The sequence below is a fragment of the Variovorax restrictus genome, from assembly GCF_051216715.1.
Lineage (GTDB): Bacteria > Pseudomonadota > Gammaproteobacteria > Burkholderiales > Burkholderiaceae_C > Variovorax.
Window position 1 is genome coordinate 170,317 of sequence record NZ_JBPJZH010000001.1, and the last position, 21,141, is coordinate 191,457.

At 69.7% G+C, this 21,141-nt stretch carries 20 protein-coding genes; 11 read left to right on the forward strand and 9 right to left on the reverse strand.

The genetic code is table 11. The annotated features are described in order from the left end of the window. The first annotated feature begins 103 nt into the window (after positions 1-103). A complete protein-coding gene (locus tag ACSFA0_RS00795; RefSeq protein ID WP_435448333.1) occupies positions 104-1,987 on the forward strand; it encodes a phosphoenolpyruvate carboxykinase (GTP) in 1,884 nt (627 codons plus the stop codon). A gap of 76 nt (positions 1,988-2,063) precedes the next feature. On the opposite strand, the gene ACSFA0_RS00800 is transcribed toward ACSFA0_RS00795, so the two are convergent. Beyond that, complete coding sequence (locus ACSFA0_RS00800; protein ID WP_435448334.1) at positions 2,064-2,606, reverse strand: hypothetical protein; 543 nt, start codon at positions 2,604-2,606, stop codon at positions 2,064-2,066. 109 nt (positions 2,607-2,715) lie between these two features. On the opposite strand from ACSFA0_RS00800, the gene ACSFA0_RS00805 reads away from it, so the two are divergent. Then, a complete protein-coding gene (locus ACSFA0_RS00805; RefSeq protein WP_435450870.1) occupies positions 2,716-3,711 on the forward strand; it encodes a LysR family transcriptional regulator in 996 nt (331 codons plus the stop codon). A 16-nt stretch (positions 3,712-3,727) separates the two neighbouring features. Here the strand turns inward: ACSFA0_RS00805 and ACSFA0_RS00810 are convergent, their stop codons facing one another. Beyond that, positions 3,728-3,901, reverse strand: coding sequence for a hypothetical protein (locus ACSFA0_RS00810; RefSeq protein WP_435448335.1), 174 nt, complete (start codon positions 3,899-3,901; stop codon positions 3,728-3,730). A gap of 125 nt (positions 3,902-4,026) precedes the next feature. Between ACSFA0_RS00810 and ACSFA0_RS00815 the strand changes: the two genes are divergently transcribed. From ACSFA0_RS00815 to ACSFA0_RS00825, 3 genes are all read left to right on the forward strand, one after another. Further along, entirely contained in the window at positions 4,027-4,833 is an 807-nt protein-coding gene (locus tag ACSFA0_RS00815) for a metallophosphoesterase (protein WP_435448336.1), read from the forward strand. Continuing rightward, positions 4,833-6,062, forward strand: coding sequence for a nucleoside recognition domain-containing protein (locus ACSFA0_RS00820; RefSeq protein WP_435448337.1), 1,230 nt, complete (start codon positions 4,833-4,835; stop codon positions 6,060-6,062). The genes ACSFA0_RS00815 and ACSFA0_RS00820 overlap by 1 nt, the downstream gene beginning before the upstream one ends. A 134-nt stretch (positions 6,063-6,196) precedes the next feature. After that, on the forward strand, positions 6,197-6,640 hold the full coding sequence (locus ACSFA0_RS00825; protein WP_435450871.1) for a flavin reductase family protein: 444 nt from the start codon (positions 6,197-6,199) through the stop codon (positions 6,638-6,640). A gap of 15 nt (positions 6,641-6,655) precedes the next feature. On the opposite strand, the gene ACSFA0_RS00830 is transcribed toward ACSFA0_RS00825, so the two are convergent. From ACSFA0_RS00830 to ACSFA0_RS00840, 3 genes are read right to left on the reverse strand one after another with little or no spacing between them, the layout of a single operon-like run. Next, complete coding sequence (locus ACSFA0_RS00830; protein ID WP_435448338.1) at positions 6,656-8,062, reverse strand: aldehyde dehydrogenase family protein; 1,407 nt, start codon at positions 8,060-8,062, stop codon at positions 6,656-6,658. Positions 8,063-8,080: 18 nt separating this feature from the next. Continuing rightward, positions 8,081-9,697: a GMC oxidoreductase gene (locus ACSFA0_RS00835; RefSeq protein WP_435448339.1), complete on the reverse strand. Its 1,617-nt coding sequence runs from the start codon at positions 9,695-9,697 to the stop codon at positions 8,081-8,083. A 1-nt stretch (position 9,698) separates the two neighbouring features. After that, positions 9,699-11,681, reverse strand: coding sequence for an alkyl/aryl-sulfatase (locus tag ACSFA0_RS00840; protein ID WP_435448340.1), 1,983 nt, complete (start codon positions 11,679-11,681; stop codon positions 9,699-9,701). A gap of 107 nt (positions 11,682-11,788) precedes the next feature. Here ACSFA0_RS00840 and ACSFA0_RS00845 point away from each other — a divergent pair, with 107 nt between their 5' ends. Then, the gene (locus tag ACSFA0_RS00845) at positions 11,789-12,814 is read left to right on the forward strand and encodes a LysR family transcriptional regulator (RefSeq protein ID WP_435448341.1); all 1,026 of its coding nucleotides are present in this window, start codon (positions 11,789-11,791) and stop codon (positions 12,812-12,814) included. Here the strand turns inward: ACSFA0_RS00845 and ACSFA0_RS00850 are convergent. The 3 genes from ACSFA0_RS00850 to ACSFA0_RS00860 form a co-directional block, all read right to left on the reverse strand. Beyond that, entirely contained in the window at positions 12,756-13,673 is a 918-nt protein-coding gene (locus ACSFA0_RS00850; protein ID WP_435448342.1) for an isopenicillin N synthase family dioxygenase, read from the reverse strand. The genes ACSFA0_RS00845 and ACSFA0_RS00850 overlap by 59 nt on opposite strands. A gap of 51 nt (positions 13,674-13,724) precedes the next feature. Beyond that, on the reverse strand, positions 13,725-14,708 hold the full coding sequence (locus ACSFA0_RS00855; protein WP_435448343.1) for a Bug family tripartite tricarboxylate transporter substrate binding protein: 984 nt from the start codon (positions 14,706-14,708) through the stop codon (positions 13,725-13,727). Between the two features lie 67 nt (positions 14,709-14,775). Continuing rightward, on the reverse strand, positions 14,776-15,891 hold the full coding sequence (locus ACSFA0_RS00860) for an aryl-sulfate sulfotransferase (protein WP_435448344.1): 1,116 nt from the start codon (positions 15,889-15,891) through the stop codon (positions 14,776-14,778). Between the two features lie 115 nt (positions 15,892-16,006). On the opposite strand from ACSFA0_RS00860, the gene ACSFA0_RS00865 reads away from it, so the two are divergent. From ACSFA0_RS00865 to ACSFA0_RS00885, 5 genes are all read left to right on the forward strand, one after another. Beyond that, on the forward strand, positions 16,007-16,960 hold the full coding sequence (locus tag ACSFA0_RS00865) for a LysR family transcriptional regulator (protein WP_435448345.1): 954 nt from the start codon (positions 16,007-16,009) through the stop codon (positions 16,958-16,960). A gap of 42 nt (positions 16,961-17,002) precedes the next feature. Beyond that, positions 17,003-17,911, forward strand: coding sequence for a DMT family transporter (locus ACSFA0_RS00870; RefSeq protein WP_435448346.1), 909 nt, complete (start codon positions 17,003-17,005; stop codon positions 17,909-17,911). Between the two features lie 67 nt (positions 17,912-17,978). After that, complete coding sequence (locus tag ACSFA0_RS00875; RefSeq protein WP_435448347.1) at positions 17,979-19,247, forward strand: arsenic transporter; 1,269 nt, start codon at positions 17,979-17,981, stop codon at positions 19,245-19,247. Positions 19,248-19,252: 5 nt separating this feature from the next. After that, positions 19,253-19,537, forward strand: coding sequence for a hypothetical protein (locus tag ACSFA0_RS00880; RefSeq protein WP_435448348.1), 285 nt, complete (start codon positions 19,253-19,255; stop codon positions 19,535-19,537). Between the two features lie 91 nt (positions 19,538-19,628). Beyond that, positions 19,629-20,543, forward strand: a complete 915-nt coding sequence (locus tag ACSFA0_RS00885) for a glutaminase (protein ID WP_435448349.1) — start codon at positions 19,629-19,631, stop codon at positions 20,541-20,543. 13 nt (positions 20,544-20,556) lie between these two features. Here ACSFA0_RS00885 and ACSFA0_RS00890 read toward each other — a convergent pair whose 3' ends face one another. Further along, positions 20,557-21,129, reverse strand: coding sequence for a DUF427 domain-containing protein (locus ACSFA0_RS00890; protein WP_435448350.1), 573 nt, complete (start codon positions 21,127-21,129; stop codon positions 20,557-20,559). Between the last annotated feature and the right edge of the window lie 12 nt (positions 21,130-21,141).

The following is a 21,141-nucleotide window of genomic DNA, read 5'->3' on the forward strand; positions in this document are numbered from 1 at the left end:
GCGGCCCAAGAGCCGCACAGAGCGAAAACGTTTTTTCCAACGGCCCTCCCGCCGGCACGAGCCCCGCTCGAAAAGACGATTTTTCAACTCCTGGAGACTTTCGATGAACGCACCCACGATGAAGGGCCTGCCCATTCAGGCGCCGAGCTATGTGAGGAATGCCAAACTGATCGCCTGGGTCGCCGAGATGGCCGCCCTGTGCAAGCCCGAGAGCGTCTACTGGTGCGACGGCAGCACCGAAGAGTACGACCGCCTCTGCCAGCAACTGGTCGACGCCGGCACCTTCAAGAAGCTCAACCCGGCCAAGCGGCCCAACTCCTTCCTGGCGAACTCCGACCCGGTCGACGTGGCCCGGGTCGAAGACCGCACCTACATCTGCTCGGCCAAGAAGGAAGACGCCGGCCCGACCAACAACTGGATGGCGCCCGCCGAGATGCGTGCGACCTTGCAGCCGCTTTTCGACGGTTGCATGAAGGGCCGCACGATGTACGTGGTGCCCTTCTCGATGGGCCCGCTGGGCTCGCCGATCGCGCACGTCGGCATCGAGCTGTCCGACAGCGCGTACGTCGCGGTCAACATGAAGATCATGACCCGCATGGGCCAAGCCGTGTACGACGTGCTGGGCAGCGACGGCGAGTTCGTGCCCTGCGTGCACACCGTCGGCGCACCGCTCGAGGCCGGCCAGAAGGACGTCGCCTGGCCCTGCAACACCACCAAGTACATCGTCCACTACCCGGAAACCCGCGAGATCTGGAGCTACGGTTCGGGCTACGGCGGCAACGCACTGCTGGGCAAGAAGTGCTTCGCGCTGCGCATCGCCTCGACCATGGGGCGTGACGAAGGCTGGCTGGCCGAGCACATGCTGATCCTGGGCGTGACCAACCCCGAAGGCAAGAAGTACCACGTGGCCGCCGCCTTCCCGAGCGCCTGCGGCAAGACCAACTTCTCGATGCTCGTGCCGCCGGCCGGCTTCGAGGGCTGGAAGGTCACGACCATCGGCGACGACATCGCCTGGATCAAGCCGCAGGCCGACGGCTCGCTGCGCGCCATCAACCCCGAAGCGGGCTACTTCGGCGTCGCGCCCGGCACCAACTACACGACCAACCCGAACTGCATGCGCAGCCTGGACAAGGACGTGATCTTCACCAACGTCGCCCTGACCGACGATGGCGACGTCTGGTGGGAAGGCATGGAGCAGGACGCGGAAGGCAAGGCGCTGCCCGCGCACCTCATCGACTGGCAGGGCAAGGACTGGACGCCGGAGAGCGCCAAGGCCGACGGGGTCGGCGGCAAGCTCAAGCCCGCCGCGCACCCGAACGCCCGCTTCACCGTCGCCGCCACCAACAACCCGGCGCTCGACGAGGCCTGGGACGACCCGAAGGGCGTGAAGATCGACGCCTTCATCTTCGGCGGCCGCCGTTCGACCACCGTGCCGCTGGTGACCGAAGCGCGCAGCTGGACCGAAGGTGTCTACATGGCCGCCACGATGGGTTCGGAAACCACCGCTGCGGCCACCGGCCAGGCCGGCGTGGTGCGCCGCGACCCGTTCGCCATGCTGCCCTTCATGGGCTACAACATGAGCGACTACTTCCAGCACTGGCTCGACCTGGGCAAGAAGCTGGAAGGCTCGGGCGCCACGTTGCCGAAGATCTACACGACCAACTGGTTCCGCAAGGGCGCCGACGGCAAGTTCGTCTGGCCGGGCTATGGCGAGAACATGCGCGTGCTCAAGTGGATGATCGACCGCATCGAAGCCAAGGCCTCGGGCACCGAGCATGTCTTCGGCGTGTCACCGCGTTATGAAGACCTCAACTGGACCGGGCTGGACTTCAGCGCCGCCCAGTTCGACACGGTCACCAGCATCGACAAAGCCGCCTGGCAGGCCGAGCTGAAGCTGCACACCGAACTGTTCGAGCAACTGGCACACCATCTGCCGAAGGAACTGCCGGAAACCAAGGCAGCCATCGAGCAGCGCCTCGCGGCCTGAACGCGCGAAGGGCGCCTCGTGCGCCCATGAAGAAAGCCGCCCGAGGGCGGCTTTTTCTTTGCGCTCAGCGCAGGGCTCAGTAGTACTTGCCGAGGTTCACGCGGCGCATGGCTTCGTACAGCGTCGGCACCTTCACATCGGCCGAGCGCTGGGCCATCATGGCGCGAGCCAGCTGGGCCGGCACGGCGGCCGGGGCGCCGGTCACCGCTTCGTGGCGGGTCACGGCGGCCTGGATGTCGTTCATGATGCGCTGGTCGTACTTGGCGTAGGCCAGGAAACGGGCGTCGGCTTGCGCGGCGTCACGGCGGCGGGCGTAGGCGGCCCAGCCGGCGGTGGCACGGACGGCCAGGGTGCGGGCGGTGTCGGCGAAGAAGGCCAGGGCGACAAACGCCACGCCCCACATCACCAGCCAGGCAGCGAGCAGGCCGCCTTCGTTGAGGTTCGACACCAGCTTGTCGGCGACGACGAGCATGGCCGACACGATGGCGGCAAGCAGCAAGGCTGCCAGGCCGCGCGAGCCGTTGAAGCCGCGCGTGCTGCGGAGGTGGTCAAAAACGGCTTCGGCGCGGGCGACGCCCGGATGAGCCGCGGGTTGTTCGACGTGGACAAAGCTGGTCATGAGAATTCCCTCCAAGGGATGAATGGCAAGAAGCCGATGGATCGAATGTTAGGGGTTACCCTAGTGTTCCGCCACTTTATCTTTCTGATGTTTATCATTCACCACGATGATGAACGTCAACTTTCGCACGCTGGATCTCAACCTGCTGCGCGTTTTCGACGAGGTGATGGCCGAGCGCAACCTGACGCGCGCCGCCCGCAACCTGTCGCTGACGCAGCCCGCGGTGAGCAACGCGCTGCGACGGCTGCGCGAGGTGCTGGGCGACGAGCTGGTGCGGCGCTCCGGCGCCGGCGTGGAGCCGACACCCCGCGCACTTGCCTTGTGGCCGACCGTGCGCGACGCCCTGCAGCAACTGCAACACACCCTGGCGCCCAATGAGTTCGATGCCGCCATCGCCGACACCACCTTCGTGCTGGCGATGGCCGATGCCACCGCGGCCGAGCTGATCCCTGGCCTCGTCCAGATCATGCAGGCCGAGGCGCCGGCGATCTCGGTGCGCGTCGTGCCGCTGACCACGCGCGACCCGCGCCAGTTGCTCGAGCGCGAGGAAGCCGACATGGCCATCGGCTACTTCCCCGCCGTGATCGCCGGGCTGACCGCGCGCGGCCAGTCCGGCGCCGCCGTGCCTTTCGAGGCGCAGCGGCTCTATGTCGGCCAATACGTGTGCGTGATGCGGCGTGGGCATCCGCTGGCGGACAAGCCGCTGACGATCGACGACTACTGCGCCGCGCGCCACCTGCTGGTGAGCTTTTCGGGCCGGCCCTACGGCTTCATCGACCAGACGCTGGCCGCGCTGGGGCGGGAGCGCCGCATCGCGGTCACGGTGAATCAGTTCTTCACGGCCGGCCGCGTGGTGGCGAATTCCGACCTGCTCACGGTCCTGCCACGGCATTTCGTGCGGGTGACCGGCATCGACGAACAGCTGGTGCTGAGCGATCTGCCGTTCGACCAGCCGCTGGTCCACGTGGACGCGGTCTGGCACCGGCGGGCGCAGCACGGGCATGCGCACGAATGGTTGCGCGCGGCGCTGGTGCGCTCGGCGGCGGCGGCGTTCGCGCGCTCGCTACTGGGGCAACCTGCCCCGGGGACGGCGATCACGCCGTGACGATGCAAGGGACGGTTCAGCGAACCACGCGCAGCCAGGCGCTGGCGGCGACGCGCAGGTCTTGCGCGTCATGGGCGTCGTGGCCGGCACGGAGGTCGGCGCTCTCCATCAGGAGCGATGCAGGGCTGGAAGGTGCTTCGTCAGCGGTAGAACGAAAGAAACTGGCGAGTTGGGCGAACAGACGGGTCATGGTGTGTGCGCGGCCTGATCCCGCGCTGGTGTTTGGACTAAGCCATAGATTAAGGGTTATCCCTATGCTTTCCACCGCAACCTTATGCGCCTTGCACATAACTACATTCGCCTAGACTGGGCGCAATGAAGCTTCAGCTGCTCTCCGACCTGCACCTGGAGTCGCACCCCCGCCTGCGCATCGCGCCCGCGCCGGGGGCGGATCTGCTGGTGCTGGCCGGCGACGTCGGCTCCTACCAGACCGGCTCCCGGCTGGAAGACACGGATTTCGGCCTCGGCCGTTTCTCCCCCCGGAACGGCTGGCCGACGCCGGTGTTCTATGTGCCCGGCAACCACGAGTACGACGCGACCGACTTCGACACCACCCACGCGCGGCTGCGCACACTGTGCGACGAGCTCGGCATCGTCTGGCTGGAGCGCGAAACCGTGGTGCACGGCGGCGTGCGCTTCGTCGGCACCACGCTGTGGGCCGATTTCGACGCGCTGGTCGCGCCGACCGATGACCTGGGCGAGCGGCTCAAGAAGCGCGGCAAGGCGATGCGCTCGGCCGATTTCTACCTGGCGAAAGCGGCTGCCAGCCGCGGCGGCCACCCATTCATGGCCGCGCAAATCCGAGAGCACGCGCTCACTTGCGAAGCGTGGCTGACCGAAGCGCTCGCCCAGCCCTTCGACGGCACGACCGTCGCCGTGACCCATTTCGCCCCCACCCTGGCCAGCGCCGACCCGCGCTACGGCCTGCGCGCCGGCACCGCCGGGTTCTGCAACAGCCTCGACCACCTGCTCCCCCAAGCCGACTTGTGGCTGCACGGCCACCTGCACTGCGCCTTCGACTACGTGAAGGACGGCTGCCGCGTGATCGCCAACCCGCTCGGCTACGCGTCGAAAGGCGAGCAGGACGGCTTCCGCCCCGACCTGCTGATCGAGGTCGCCTGATGCTCAACGGCCTGTGGCTCGGCTTCTTCATGGTCGCGGCGGTCGCCGGGCTGGCCCGCTGGCTGGTCGGCGGCGACCCGACAGTGTTCGCCGCGATGGTCGAGAGCCTGTTCGCCATGGCGAAGCTGGCGGTCGAGGTGATGGTGCTGCTCTTCGGCACGCTGACGCTGTGGCTCGGCCTGCTGCGCATCGCCGAAGCGGCCGGCCTGGTCGCGTGGCTGGCGCGGCTGCTCGGCCCGCTGTTCCGGCGCCTGATGCCCGAGGTGCCGGCCGGGCACCCGGCGCTCGGCCTGATCACCATGAACTTCGCCGCCAACGCGCTGGGGCTGGACAACGCGGCCACGCCCATCGGCCTGAAGGCCATGCGCGAGCTGCAGACGCTCAACCCGCACCCCACGGCAGCGAGCAACGCGCAGATCCTGTTCCTGGTGCTCAACGCCTCGTCGCTCACGCTGCTGCCGGTGACGATCTTCATGTATCGCGCGCAGCAGGGCGCGGCCGACCCGACGCTGGTGTTTCTGCCGATCTTGCTGGCGACCAGTGCCTCGACGTTGGTCGGCCTGCTGTCGGTGGCGATCGTGCAGCGGCTCAAGCTCTGGGACCCGGTCGTGCTGGCCTACCTGCTGCCCGGCGCGCTGCTGCTCGGCGGCTTCATGGCGCTGCTCGCGACGCTCTCGTCCGCCGCGCTGGCCGCCCTGTCGTCGCTGCTCGGCAACCTCGTGCTTTTCGGCCTCGTGATCGCCTTCCTGCTAATCGGCGCGCTGCGGCGCGTGCCGGTCTACGAACGCTTCATCGAAGGCGCCAAGGAAGGCTTTGACGTCGCGAAGAACCTGCTGCCCTATCTGGTGGCGATGCTCTGCGCCATCGGCGTGCTGCGGGCGTCAGGTGCGCTCGACATCGCGCTCGACGGCATCCGCTGGCTGGTGCTGCAGACCGGCTGGGACACGCGCTTCGTCGACGCGCTGCCCACCGCCCTGGTCAAACCCTTCTCCGGCAGCGCGGCCCGCGCGATGCTGATCGAGACCATGAAGAGCCAGGGCGTCGACAGCTTCCCGTCGCTGGTCGCCGCCACGATCCAGGGCAGCACCGAGACCACCTTCTATGTGCTCGCGGTGTACTTCGGCGCGGTCGGCATCCAGCGGGCGCGGCATGCGGTGGCCTGTGCGCTGGCGGCCGAGTTCGCGGGCGTGGTCGCGGCCATCGCGGTCTGCTACTGGTTCTTTGGATAGCCCACGCGACAGAGCGGGCGCGGCGCATCGGCCAGAATGGGCCTCCGCCTTCTTCGCATCTTCTCCCCGTGAACGTTCCCGTCCAGGCGCAGCCGCCCTCCTTCTCGGCCGACGAATTCCGTCAGGCACTCGGCATGTTCGCCACCGGCGTGACCATCGTCACGGCGCGCGCGGCCGATGGCTCCCTGGTCGGGCTCACCGCCAACTCCTTCAACTCGGTGTCGCTGAATCCCCCGCTGGTGCTGTGGAGCCTGGCGCTGAGCGCGGGCTCGATGCCGACGCTGAGCACCGGTTCGCACTACGCCGTCAACATCCTGTCTGCGAGCCAGAAAGAACTGGCCGAGCGCTTCGCGAAGAAGCGCGACGACCGGTGGCAGGACGTGGTGTTCACCGAAGGCATCGGCGGCGCGCCGGTGCTCGCGGGCGCCGCGGCCAGCTTCGAGTGCTTCAACCGCAGCCGCTACGACGAAGGCGACCACGTGATCTTCGTGGGCGAGGTAGAGCGCTGCACGCACACGCCGGGTGCATCGCCGCTGCTGTTCCACGGCGGGCGCTTCTACACCGAGCATCCGCTCTGAAAGCCGCGCGGCGCGCTACACCAGGCGACGCAGCAGCCGCATCATCCGGTCGAAGCGCGGGCCATAAGGTGGATACAGCAGCTGGCCACCGGCCCATCTCGACTGGGCGAACACCGCCTTCTCGTGCGTGAAGCGCAGGAAGCCCGCTTCGCCGTGCGACGCGCCCCAGCCGCTTTCGCCCACGCCGCCGAAGGGCAGGCGCTCGTGCGCGATGTGCATGAGCGTGTCGTTCACCGTCACGCCGCCGCTCACGGTGCCCTGCAGCACCGCATTGCGCTGCGCGCTGTCGTCGCCGAACCAGTAGAGCGCCAGGGGACGCGGGCGGGCGTTGATGAAGGCGATGGCCTCGGCCGTGGATTCGCAAAGGACGATGGGCAGCACGGGCCCGAAGATCTCCTGTTGCATCAGTGCCATGTCGGGCGTGGCGCCCAGCACCAGGCGCGGCACCACCTGCCGTGTGCCGCTGTCGCCCGAGGGCGGCGCCGCCACGGCATGCACACGCGCACCCCGGGCTTGCGCATCGGCCACCAGCGCCTCGAGGCGCGCGGCATGGCGCTCGCTCACGAGCGCGGCGTAGTCGGGGTTGCCCTCGAAGCGCGGGAACAGGCGGTTGGCCGCCTGCGTGAAGGCCTCGACGAAAGCCGCCTCCATGGTGCGCGGCAGCAGCACGTAGTCGGGCGCGATGCAGGTCTGGCCCGCGTTGAGCAACTTGCCGTGCGCGATCTTCACGGCCGCGTCCTCGACACGGCATGAAGCGTCGAGGATGCAGGGCGACTTGCCGCCCAGTTCGAGCGTGGTCGGTGTCAGGTTGGCGGCCGCCGCTGCGGCTACCTGGCGGCCCACGCTGGTCGAGCCGGTGAAGAACAGATGGTCGAAGGGCAGGCGCGAGAACGCGGCGGCCAGCGCCGCATCGCCGTTGACCACGCAGAACTCGTCGGCCGCGAAGTCGCGCGCCACGCACGCGGCCAGCAGCGCCGAGGTGCGCGGCGTGAGCTCGCTGGGTTTGAGCATCACGCGATTGCCCGCCGCCAGCGCGCTGGCGGTGGGCCCGAGCGACAGCTGCAGCGGGTAGTTCCACGGCGAGATCACGCCCACCACGCCCACCGGTTGGCGCTGCACCCAGCCGCGCGCGGGCAACAGGTAGAGCGGCGTGCGCACGCGCTGCGGACGCGACCAGCGCGCCAGATGGCGCAACGCGTCGGCGATCGTCGCGCGCAGCACCATCAGGTCGGCCACTTCGGTGAGCCGCGCCGAGCGGTTGCCGAAGTCCGCGTCGACCGCCGCCGCCAGCGCAGCGCCGTCGCGTTCGAGCAGTCGCTGCAGGCGCTGCAACCGGTCGCGGCGCAGCGCCAGCGGCACCTCGGCCTGACCGCGGGACGCGGCGCGTTGCGCATCGAACAGGGACTGGAGCGACGAGGTCATGAGCTGAGATGAGATGGATCAGGCGCGGGGCGATGCGGCGTTCGCCGGCACGGCCGCCATGATGCGCTCGGCCAGCGCGGTGATGGTCAGGCTCGGATTGACGCCGGGGTTGGCCGGCATGATCGAGCCGTCGCACACCAGCAGGTTGCGGTAGCCGAAGGCCCGGCCGTCGCGGTCGACCACGCCGGCATCGGCATCGCGTCCGATCACGGCACCGCCGAGGAGGTGCGCCGTCGTCGGGATGTTGAACAAGGCCTCGGTCGTGGTGCTCTGCGCCACACCGCCGGTGTGCGCGGCCAGCCACTGGGCGGCTTCGAAGCCTTCGGCGATGAAGGTGGGGTTGGGCTTTTCCGGGTCCTGCCGCGTCTGCAGCCTGACCTGCCCGCGCCAGTTTTTGTGCGCCACGAAGGACATCGCGTTGTCCAGCGACTGCATCACCAGCAGCAGCACGGTGCGTCGGCCCCAGCAGCGCGGCGACAGCGAGCGCACGAAGCGCCACGGATGGCGCAGCACCTGCCCCAGCAGCTTGAGCGGGCGCGTCAACCGTGTGCCGTCGCCCGTCAAGAGCGTGTGGAAGAGCCGGAGCACATCGCCCTTCTCGCCGTAGGTGACGAACTCGATGTGCGTGTCGGCGCTGACATGGATGCTGGCGCTGATCGACACGTCGCGGTGCACGGGCAGGCGGTCGTCGGGCAGCGTGACGGCGAGGATCGATTCGCTGTTGGTGCGCACCTTCTGACCGAGCCGCGCGCTGAGCTTCGGCAAGCCGCCGACCCACCGGCATTGCGCCAGCAGCCGGTTGCTGCCCAGCGCGCCCGCGGCCACCACCACGCCGCGCGCGCGCAGCACCGACACCGCACGCGCACCGCCGCCGGTCGAGCACCGCAGGTGCACCGCGTAGCCCGTGGCGCCCTCCCCGCCGTCGAGCGGCCGGATGTCGGTGACCTCGGTCTCAGCGCGCACCTGGGCCCCCGCGCGTTCGGCGAACCAGAGGTAGTTCTTGACCAGCGTGTTCTTGGCGCCGACGCGGCAGCCCATCGTGCAGCCGCCGCAGCGCGTGCAGCCGGTGCGCGCCGGGCCTTTGCCGTCGAAGTATGGGTCGGGCACGGTGACACCCTCTTCGCCGAAGAACACGGCGCAGGGCGTGCGGCGGAAGGTGTCGGCCACGCGGAAGTGCGCGCCCATCTCGCGCAGCAGTTGCTGGCCGGCGCTGTCCCAGGGCACGGTCTGCACGCCCAGCATGCGCTCGGCGGTGTCGTAATGCGGCGCCAGCTCGCGCGCCCAATCGCCGTCGGGGGCCAGGTCGGCCCAGCTCTCGTGCGCGAAGAACTCGGGCTTGGCCCGGTACAGCGTGTTGGCGTAGACCAGGCTGCCGCCGCCCACGCCGACGCCGCTGGCAACGAAGATGTCCTTGAAGACCGAGATGCGCGACGGCCCCGTCAGCCCGATGCGCGGCGCCCAGAAGGTGTTGCGCGCGTCCCAGCCATTGACCGCGAAGTCCTCGTCGCGAAAGCGCCGCCCGGTCTCCAGCACCTGCACGCGGTAGCCCTTCTGCGCGAGCCGCAGCGCCGCCACGCTGCCGCCGAAGCCTGAGCCGACGACGATCCAGTCGACGTCGTAGGTTGGCGTGTCCATGTCAGCGGGTGACGATAGGAAAGGTGCCCGGCGCCCGATCGATGAGGCCGAAGAAACTGCGCAGCGCGAGCACGCTGCCATCGATGCGCGTCTCTTTCGAGGTCAGCAGCTCGGCGGCGCCGGCCTGCCCCGTGACGAGGCGCAGGAAGAAGGGCTTGCTCAGGGTGAGCGTGGTGTCGACCGGCCCCTCGAGCGCGCCGCGCCGGTGGTGCAGCACCGCATTCTCGATCCACAGGCCGAAGCGTTCGTTGCTGTCGGGCAGCACGAGGTTGATGCGCAGTGCCACGCCGTCGGCCTTCGGGCCGTTGAGGCCGGCGGCCATGGCTTCGAGGAAACGTTCGGTGGGCGTGTGCTGCAGCATGTCGAGCAGCGCGGTGCGCGTGACGCCGCCCTTCGGCGGGCCGTGACGCAGCTCCTGCGCGCCGCTCAGGTAGAAGTTGCGCCAGGGTGCCGACTCGGCCTGGTAACCCATCTGCTCGAAGCTGCGGGCCTGCAGCTCGCGGGCCGGCTGGTTGCCGGCGTCAGCCAGCACCACGTGCTTGAGCACCTCGGCAGCCCAGCGGTCTTCGCCGCGGTCGTGCGCCTCCTGCGCGGCGGCGATGGCCCGGTCGGCACCGCCGAACAGTCGCACGTAGCGCTGCGCGGCCTCCACCGGCGGCAGGGGGTCGAGGTTGGCCGGGTGGGCATCGAACCAGCCGATGTAGTACTGGTAGACCGCACGCACGTTGTGCTTCACGGTGCCGTAGTAGCCATGCACGCTCAACTGCTGGTCGAGCGACCTCGGGAAGCGCAGCGTCTCGGCGATCTCCGGCGCGGTGAGGCCCGCGTTGATATGGCGCACCGTCTGGTCGTGGATGAAGCGGTAGGCGTCGCGCTGCGCTTTCATGAAGGCCTGGATGTTCTCCTGGCCCCACACCGGCCAGTGGTGCTGGTTGAAGAGCACGTCGGCGCCCTCGACGTGCGCCAGCGCCTGGTCGATGTGGGTCGCCCATCCCATCGCATCGCGCACCTTGGCGCCACGCAGCGTGTAGAGGTTGTGCAGGGTGTGCGACACCATCTCGGCGCCGCCGAAGGCACGCTTCTCGGGCACCGCGAAGATCAGCTCGGCCGGCGCCTCCGCGCCCGGCACGTTGTGGAACACGAAGCGCACGCCGTCGAGCGTGACCGCCTGCGTGGGCTGGTCGATCAGCAGGGTCGGCGGCAGGATGCCGATGCGGCCGAACGACACCGCCTTGCCCAGCCCCGTGTCGACCGCGCCGGTGGCACTGCGCGGCAGCAGGTTGCCGTACATGTAGCCCGCGCGCCGCGCCATTGCCGTGCCGACCAGCAGGTTTTCGCTGGTCGCCTCTTCCATGAAGCCGGCCGGCGCCACCACCGGCACCTGCCGCGCCCGCGCCTCGTCGGCCGGCAGCACACCGAGCGCGCCGCCGAAGTGATCGACGTGGCTGTGGGTGAAGACCACGGCCGACACCGGCTTGTTGCCCAGGTGCTGCCGCGCGAAGGCCATCGCTGCCTCAGCGGTTTCGCGCGAGGTGAGCGTGTCCACCACGATCCAGCCGGTGCGGCCCTCGATCAGCGTGAGGTTGGCCAGGTCGAAGCCACGCAGTTGCCAGATGCCCTCCGTCACCTTGAAGAGGCCGATCTGGTTGTTCAGGAGGGCCTGCCGCCACAGACTGGGGTTGACGGTGGCCGGCGCGGCACCGCGCACGAACTGGAAGGCGTCGAAGTCCCAGATCACGCGCCCATCGGCGGCGCGCACCTGGCCCGAGGGTGCGGCGATGAAGCCGCGGCGCGCGTCCTCGTGACCGGCCGCGTCATATAGCGCGGCGTCGCGCGCCACGGCCGCCTGCCGGGTCTGCGTGGTGGGCGATGCGCCGATGGCGGCGCCGGGCGCGACCGTGGCCGAAGGCGTGGCGGGGGGCGTGCTGCAGGCCGCGGCCGCGAGCGATGCGAGCAGGACCCATGCGGTCTTGAGGAAGGCCATCGTTGTCTCTCTTTCTTGTTCGTGATGGGTGGCGCCCCGCATGGTTTCGACAACACGACTGGAAGTCAAATGCATGAAAATCATCGTTTTGATGACTGGTACGCATCGTGATCGAAACCCGGCACCTTCGTCATTTGCTGGCCCTGGCCGAACACCGCCACTACGCGCGCGCGGCCGACGCGTTGCACCTGACCCAGCCCGCGCTCACGCGCAGCATCCAGGCGCTCGAAGCCTCGCTCGAGGCGCAGCTGTTCGACCGGGGTCGCGGCGAGGTCACGCCCACGGCCATCGGCCACTTGCTGCTCGACTACGCACGCGACTGGGCGCTGGCCGCGCAGGAAATGGTGCGCGACGTGCAGCTGGCCAAGGGTGCCGAGCTGGGCGCCCTGCGCATCGGCGCCGGGCCCTTTGCGGGCGCCTCGCTGGTCGGGGCGGCCGTGGGCCGGTTGAGCCGCCAGCACCCGCAGCTGCGGGTGGAGATCGTGATCGCGCCCTGGCAGGAGCTCCCCGAGCGCCTGCGCGCACGCGACATCGACCTCATGCTGGCCGAGCTGAGCCAGGTGCAGGGACTCGATGCCATCGAGGTCACGGCGCTGAAGCCGCATCCGCCGCTGACGGTGTGCCGCGCCGGCCATCCGCTGACGGCGCTCGCCACGCCCACGCTGGCCGAGCTGCTGGCCTACCCCTGGGCGGGGCCGCAGATGCCGCAGGCGCTGCAGCAGCGCCTGGCGCAGGCCTTGCCGCCGGCGGCGCGCCCACAGGCCGCCAGTGCCCAGCCGCTGCGCATCGTCTGCGACAGCGCCGCGGTGCTCAAGGACGTGCTGCTGCAGTCCGACGCGATCTCGATGATGCCGGCCTTCATGGTGGCGGCGCAGCTGCGCAGCGGCGAGCTGCAGGCCATCGCGGGCCTCGAGCTGGGCAGCGTCGGGCAGTTCGGCATCGCGCGCCTGCGCGGGCGCAGCCGCTCGGCGCCCGAGGGCGCGTTCATCGAGCTGCTCCTGGCACTCGATGCGCAACTGCGCGCGGAAGAAACCGTGCTGATGCAGCAGCTCGCGGCGACCGCGCGCGCGGGCCTCAGCCCCGCGCGCCGTAAGTCGCGTCGAAGCGCGACTGCAGGTAAGCCTGCGTCGTGACAGGCGCGTAGCGCGGCGATTCGCCCTCGGGCACGCACGACGGCATCGCGCTCACCAGCGCATCGGGGTTCGGGTCGACGAACAGCGCGATCGAATAGCGCTGCGCCGCCGGCTTCAAGACGCGGTGCGGCGTCGACACATACACGTCGTTGGTCCAGCGCATCAGGCAGTCACCGATGTTGCAGATGAAGGCGCCGTGCAGTGCCGGCGCATCGAGCCACGCGCCATCGCGCCGCTGCACCTGCAGGCCGGCCACGCCGTCGGTCGCGAGCAGCGTGACGTTGCCGTAGTCGGTGTGCGTGCCGGCGCCTATCTGCCCGGCCGGCACCGCCTGCGCGGGCACCGGGTAGTGCAGCAGGCGCAGCGTGGCGAGCGGGCGGTCGATCTTGTCGGCGAAGAAGTCCTCGGGCAGGGCCAGGTCCAGCGCGAAGGCCCGGTGCAGCCGCGCACCGACCGCGAGCACCGCATCGAAGTAGCGCTGCACCGTGTCGCGGAAGCCCGGCAGTTCGGGCCACACGTTGTCGGGCCGGGTCGCGCCGTCGGTCCAAATCAGGTTGAAGGCTTCCTTGTGGTCCGCCGCGGTCTTCTCGTCGAGCGCCTCGACGCCGAGGCCGACGTAGCCGCGGTTGCTGCCGAGCCGGTCAATCGACATTGCTCGCTTGACCTCGGTGGGCTGCGCGAAGAGACGCGCACTCTCGGCGAAGGTCGCGTCGATCAGCGGCACCGGCACGCCGTGGCCAGTGATGACGAAGAAGCCGACCTCGCGGCAGGCCCGGCCGATTTGCGCGGCGATCGCGCGCCGCGCGGCCGGGTCGCCGGACGCGAGCGGCGCGATGTCGATGAGGGGGATGTCGTGCATGGCTGCATTCTCCGACGCGACCACCGCGCGTGCGGCACGCCGCGCCGCGGCTTACTCGATCTTGATCCCCGCCGCCGCGATGATGCGCGCCAGGTCGCGCCGCTCGTCGGCCAGGAAGGTCGCGAACTGCGCGGGCGTCATCTTCATCGGCTTGAAGCCGGCATCGGCGAGGCGCCGCACCATGTCCGGGTCGGCCAGCACCGCCGTCATCTCGCGAGCGATGCGCTCGACGATCGCGGGGTCGGTCTTCGCCGGCACCAGCAGGCCCTGCCACGATTCGACATCCAGCGTCTTGAACTCCGCCGTCTCCGACAGGCTCGGCACGTCGGGCAGCGTGGCCCAGCGCTGGCGCGAGGTCACGCCGTAGCCGCGGACCTTGCCGTCGCGGATGAAGGCCTGCACCAGCGCCACCGGCAGCACCGCCAGGTCGATCTGCCCGCCAGCCACTTCGGTCAGCACCTGCGGCCCCGACTTGTAGGGCACGTGCACCATGTCCAGCGCGGCCTGCTGCTTGATCATCTCGGCGGTCACGTGCAGGCCGGTGCCCACGCCGTCGGTGCCGAAGTTGATCTTGCCCGGCTGGCTGCGGATGAGCTTGACCAGATCGGCCGTGGTGCGTGCCGGCAGGTCGGGCCGGCCCACCAGCACGAAGGGCGAGGCCGCGACCGGGACGACCGGCGTGAGCTCCTTCAGCGCGTCGTACTTGTAGACGTTGGGCGACACCAGCGGCGCCACGCTGACCGGGCTGTTGACGCCGAAGAGCATCGTGTAGCCGTCGGCTTTTGCGCGGATGACGCGCTGCGTCGCGATGGTGCCGGACGCGCCGACCGTGTTCTCGATCACGATGGTCTGCTTGAGCCGCTCGGCCAGCTTGGGCATGAGGAGGCGTGCGGCCACGTCGACGCTGCCGCCCGGTGAGAACGGCACGACGGCCGTGATGGGCTCGGCAGGCCAGGTCATCGGCTGCGCGAGAGCGGCCAGGGGTGTGGCCAGCAGGAAGGCGAACGCGGTGACGTGCCGGCGCGCGGAAGTCATGGAAAGCGTGGTGTTGGACATGGTGTTGCTCGATGGGAATGCGTGAATCGGGTTCGAGAGACGCGCTTCAGGCACGCAACCAAGGCAGCTGCGCCGCCTGGTAGCGCCAGGTCTGGAACACGCTGTTCAGTCGGCCGGGGCCGGTCTTGCGGGCGGCCGCATCGGGGTATTCGGCGAACCACGGCAGGATGTATTCCCACACGACTTCGCCTTCGGGGTTCACCTCGAACAGCCGGCCGGTGGCCGATTCGGTGACGTGCGTGTTGCCGTTCCACAGCCGCTGCGCGTTGCCCATGAAGGCGGTGAAAAAGGCGTTGACCATCTCGTCGGCGTACGACCAGACGACCTCGCGTGTCTTCGGGTCGATCTCGACAACGCGCGAGAACGGCACGTGGCTGCCCGTGCGGAAGTTGCCGTTGTCGAAGGCCAGGATGTGCCCATTGGGCAGCGCCATCGGCGCATGCTGGTGCGACACCACGTTCGGCGGGATGTGCAGCGTCACGTCGCCACTCGCCTTGTCGACGCCGATGATGCCGGCCGTGGTGCGCAGGCTCATCAGCACGCGGCCTTCGGCGTCGATGTCGAGGCCGTTGACCAGCGGCCAGTGGTAGCGGCCGAAGCCGGGGTGGATCGGGAAGTCTTCCGGCGCGAGGTGCTCCCACGACTTCCATTCCCACACCAGCTCGCCCGCGCGGTTCACTTCGCGGATCACGTCGCCGACCATCGTTTCGTCGGGACCGTGCGCCGTGCCACCCGGCACGCGATCGGCGAAGCCGGCCGGCACCGGCGCGCAGGCCGCGTACAGCAAGTGGCCGTTGGCCAGCCACTTGGCGTCGTGGTGATGGGCCGGGTCTTCGTAGTGCCAGACCACCTCGCCGTCGGGCGTGACCTCGGAGAAATCGCCGCCGTGCCACATCGACCAGGCCGGGTAGAGGTCGGGCGAGTTCGCGTGGTTGCCGTTGTAGCCCATGTGGCCGTTCGGCAGGATCACCGCGTGGCGGCCCGCGCGCAGCGGCATCTTCCACTGGTGGACCACCTCGCCGTCCATGCCGACGAGGTAGACGTGGCCGTCGGCCGTCTGCGGCGCGATCAGCGTGTAGCCGCCGGCCGAGGCCGCCGGGTCATAGGCGATGAGGCCGACGCCGCGGCGGCGTTGGGTGATCTGGTCGACAGTGGTGGTCAAGAGACGCTCCTGATGAAGTGGCGGGCTGCGATGGAGCGGAATCTAGGCGCTTGTTTGCGTCTGGAAAACCTGATTCTTTTGAACGACGCGTTCGCAAATTCCGTACAGTCCGTCAATGGTCGCCATTTCCCAGTCTTTCCGCTGTTTCGACGAGGTCGCGCGGCGTGGCTCCATCCGGAAGGCGGCCGAGTCGCTGCACCTCACCGCCGCCGCGGTGCACCAGCAGATCCTCAACCTCGAGGCGCAGGTCGGCACCCCGCTGTTCGACCGCTTGCCGCGCGGCATGCAGCTGACCAGCGCGGGCGAGATCATGGTGGCAGCGGTGCGCCGCAGCCAGCGCGACTTCGACAGCGCGCTGTCGCGCGTCGAAGACCTGCGCGCGCTGCGGCGCGGCCACATCAGCCTCGCGGTGTCGCACTCGTCAGCCGAGCAGCTGGTGCCCGACGTGATCGAGGTCGCGATGCAGCGCTACCCCGGCGTGACCTACAGCGTGCGCTCGGGCAGCGGCGAGAACATCCTCAAGTGGGTGGCCACCGGCGAGGCCGACATCGGCTTCTGCCTGCGCCGCAAGCCGCCCCCGGGCGTGGAAGAGGTGCGCGGCTTCGCGCAGCAGCTCGGCGTGATCACGTCGCCCGGCCATGCGCTCACCCAGCTGGGTCGCGTGCCACGGCTGCGCGACTGCCTCGACCACCCGCTGATCCTCATGACGCCCGACACCGAGCTGCGCGCGATGGTCGACCAGATCGACCACCGCGAGCACCGCAAGGCGCGGCCGCTGGTCGAAACCAGCTCGGTGGCGATGGTGCGGCGCCTGGTGCGCAGCGGCGTCGGCATCGGCTTCCTGATCCCCGAGAACGTGGTCGAAGACGTGGCCGCCGGCACGCTGGTGTGGCAGGGCCTGGCCGACACCGGCGCCTGGTCGCACGACTGCCTGTACCAGCGCAGCGGCCAGACCACGACAGTCGCGATGGGCATGTTCCTCGAATTTCTGGAAGCGCAGCTCACGGCCATCGCCAAGCGCTTCGAGGGCGCAGGCACGGCGCTGGCGGCGGCGAAGTTCGCGGTCTAGGCGGACGGCTACGATCCCAGGCCGACATCCCGCGCCAGAGACATGACCGACCGCAAGACCCACCTCGACCCCCGCGCCACCACGATCCTCGTGGCCTGCTGCGCCTTCTGGGGCCTGCAGCAGATCCTGATCAAGACGACGGTCGTCGAGGTGCCGCCGATGTGGCAGGCCACCATCCGCATGACGGGTGCGGTCGTGCTGCTGATGCTGTGGTGCCTGGCGCGCGGCGTGAAGCTGTTCGAGCGCGACGGCACGCTGGGGAGCGGCCTGCTGGTGGGCGTGCTCTTCGCGGGCGAATTTCTCTGCATCTACACCGGGCTGCAGTACACGAGCGCGTCGCGGCTCACGGTGTTCCTGTACTGCGCGCCCTTCACCGTGGCGTTGCTGCTGCCGCGCTTCGTGCCGTCCGAAAAGCTGCGCGGGGTGCAGTGGATCGGCCTGGCCCTGGCCTTCGCGGGCGTGGTCTTCGCCTTCAGCGAAAGCTTCACGCACCCGGCCGGCTCGACGCAGCTGCGCGGCGATGCGCTGGCGCTGCTGGCCGGTCTGCTGTGGGGGCTGACCACGCTGGCCCTGCGCACCACCAAGATGGCGACGGCCACCGCCGAGAAGGCGCTCTTCTATCAAATCGCCGTCACCGCGGCGGCTTCGCCCCTGATGTCGCTGCTGCTCGGCGAGCAACGCGGCTGGTCGTACTCGGGCTACGCCTGGTTCTCCATTGCGCTGCAGACCGTCATCGGCGCCTTCGCCACCTACTTGGCGTGGATGTGGCTGGTGCGGCACTACCCGGCCACGCGCATCTCGTCGTTCACCTTTCTCACGCCGCTGTTCGCCCTGGTGTTCGGCGTGGTGCTGCTGAAGGAACCGCTCACGGTGCAGCTCGTGCTGGCGCTGCTGGGGGTGGGCGTGGGGATCCTGCTGGTGAACCGGAAGGCCGGTCGGGTCGCCGCATGAACATCCCCCCAGGCTGAGCGTGCAAATCCAAGAAAATTTCTTCAATTTGCATCCATCGACGTCTCGCATGAATTCCGTTTCCCCCGCCCACCTCGCCACCTGGGCCATCGCTGCACTCGCCACCGCCGCCGTCATCCTGCGGCCCGGTCGCTGGCCGGAGGCGGTGTGGGCCGTGTCCGGCGCGCTGCTGCTGGTGGCCGCGCAACTGCTGCCGTGGCGCGAAGCGCTGCACGCGGTCGGCAAGGGGCTCGACGTGTACCTCTTCCTCGCCGGGATGATGCTGATCTCGGAACTCGCGCGGCGCGAAGGCCTGTTCGACTTTCTCGCGGCGCGGGCGGTGCGCCATGCGCGCGGCTCGGCGCCGCGGCTCTTCTTCGGCGTCTACGCCATCGGCGTGGTGGTGACGGTCTTCATGTCGAACGACGCCACCGCCGTGGTGCTCACCCCGGCCGTGTACGCGGCCGCGAAGAAGGCCGGCGCCAAGCCCCTGCCCTACCTGCTGGCCTGCGCCTTCATCGCCAACGCGGCGAGCTTCGTGCTGCCGATCTCGAACCCGGCCAACCTGGTGATCTTCGGCGCCCACCTGCCGCCGCTGGGGACGTGGATCGCGCAGTTCGCGCTGGCGTCGGTGGCGTCGATCGTCGTCACGTACGCGGTGTTGCGCTGGCTGCAGCGCGATGCGCTGGCTGCACCGATCGCACGCGACATCGAGCAGCCTGTGCTCTCCACCGGTGGCCGTTGGGCGGGCTGGGGCATCGCGATCGTCGCGGTGGTGCTGGTGGTCACGTCGGCGCTCGACGGCCCGCTCGGCGCGATGACGCTGGGCGCCAGCGCGCTGGCCTGCATCGGCGTGCTGCTGCGCGAACGCAGTGCACCCTGGCCGCTGCTGCGTGGCGTGTCGTGGAGCGTGCTGGCGCTGGTCGCCGGCCTCTTCGTGCTGGTCGAGGGGCTGGTGCATTCGGGCTTGATCCCCTTGCTGAGCCACGCGCTGCGCGACGCCGCCAACAGCGCGCCGACCGGCACCGCCATCGGCACCGGCGCGCTCGTCGCCCTGCTGTGCAACCTGATGAACAACCTGCCCGCCGGGCTCATGGCCGGTTCGGTGCTGGCGAGCGCTGATGCGTCGCCGCTCATCCGCAGCGCCGTGGCGATCGGCATCGACCTGGGGCCCAACCTGTCGCTCACCGGCTCGCTCGCCACGCTGCTCTGGCTGGTCGCGATCCGGCGCGAAGGCGAGAACGTGACGGCCTGGCAGTTCCTGCGCGTGGGCGCGCTCGCGATGCCGCTGGCGCTGGCGGCCGCGCTGGGCGCGCTGTACCTGCAGCACCGGCTCTGAGGCGTATGAACACGCTGGTCGACCTGCTCGCGTACCTGCTGATCGGCCTCGCCGTGGCGCCGCTGCTGGTGCTCGGGCTCTACGTGCTGGCCGACCGGCTGGGTCTGTGCATCGCCGAACGCCTGCTCGATGCGCTGCGGCCGCTGCTCACGCTGCAGTGGCTGGGCGGCGGCCTGCTGAACATCGTGGGCGGGCTCGCGATCGGTGCCCTGGGGGCGTGGGCCGTGGTGCACGACGGCGGGCTCGTGGGCTGGGGGGCGGGCGCGCTGCTGGTGCCCTTCGGGCTGTGACGCACGCTGCGGGGCGTGCGCGTGACGAGGGCCTTCATGGCACCGCGGGACCCGCCCTGAACGGTCGCCTCGGCTCCCACAGAATCGAGCCATGCAATTCCAGCCCATCCTCGACCAGATCAATGAAGAGATCCGCCCGCTGCTGGGCCACGCCGGCACCGTGGCCAGCTACATCCCGGCGCTGGCGCGCGTGCCGGCCACGCACTTCGGCATCGCGCTGCGCACCTGCGACGGGCAGGAGGCCTGCGCCGGCGACGCGGCCGTGCCCTTCTCGATCCAGAGCATCTCGAAGCTCTTCACGCTGACGCTCGCCATGCGGCGCATGGGCGACGCGCTGTGGGAGCGCATCGGCCGAGAGCCCTCGGGCAACCCCTTCAACTCGCTGGTGCAGCTGGAGAACGAGCACGGCAAGCCACGCAACCCCTTCATCAATGCCGGCGCCATCGCGGTGGCCGACCGGCTGCTGAGTCAGGGCGATGCGCAGCGCGACATCCTCGCGTTGATGAGCGACCTGGCGGGCGAACCCATCGGCTTCGACGAGGAGGTGGCCGCGTCGGAGGCCGCCACCGGGTACCGCAACCACGCGCTGGCCAATTTCATGAAGAGCTTCGGCAAGATCGACAACGATGTCGCGCCCGTGCTCGACGTGTACTTCCACCAGTGCGCGCTGCGCATGACCTGCCTGCAGCTGGCGCGCGCCGCGGCCTTCCTGAGCCGCGACGGCGCGCACCCGCGCCATGGGCAGCCGGCCATCTGCACCGAACGCCAGACGCGACGCCTCAACGCGCTGATGCTCACCTGCGGCACCTACGACGCGGCCGGCGACGTGGCCTTCTCGATCGGCCTGCCCTGCAAGAGCGGCGTGGGCGGCGGCATCGTGGCGGTCGTGCCCGACCACCTCACGCTGGCCGTGTGGTCGCCCGCACTCGACGCCACAGGCAATTCGCTGCTCGGCCTGAAGGCGCTGGAACTGTTCGTCACGAACACCGGGCTGTCGGTGTTCTGAAGGACGTCGCGGTTCACCAGCCGTCGGACCCCGGCGCACCCTTGAACGGCCCGACCAGCTCGGGCGTGATCCACCCCGCGTAGAAGCGCCCGGGCTGCGGCTGCACCCGGACGCCATCGACACGGCAATCGAGCGGCTGCGGGTAGAAGGCGATGTGGTCGGCCAGCGCCTCGAAGCCGGGCAGCGGCGCCGGGTACCACCAGGCCACCGCGGTCAACGGGTCGCGATCCGGCAACGCGACCGAGTCGTAGCGCGCAGCGCCTTTCCATTCGCAGAACGACTCGCCGGGCGCAGGCGCGATGCATGCCGCATCGACATCGGCGCGCGGCAGGTACCAGGTGGGCGGGCTGGCGGTCTCGAGCACGCGCAGCGCGCGACGGGTGCGTGCGATCTCGACGCCACCGTGCCGCACGACCACCTCGCGCGCATCGGCCTCGACGCGGGGCGGCCGCGGGAAATCCCACACCGACACCTGGCCCGGACCGGGTGCGACGGCGAAGGGCGGTCGCTCGTCGCCGACGTAGCGCCACAGGGAACGCGCCCAGGCGCGGCGCGCGTCGTCGTCACCGGCAGGGGGGGAAGTCATGGGCTCGGCTCC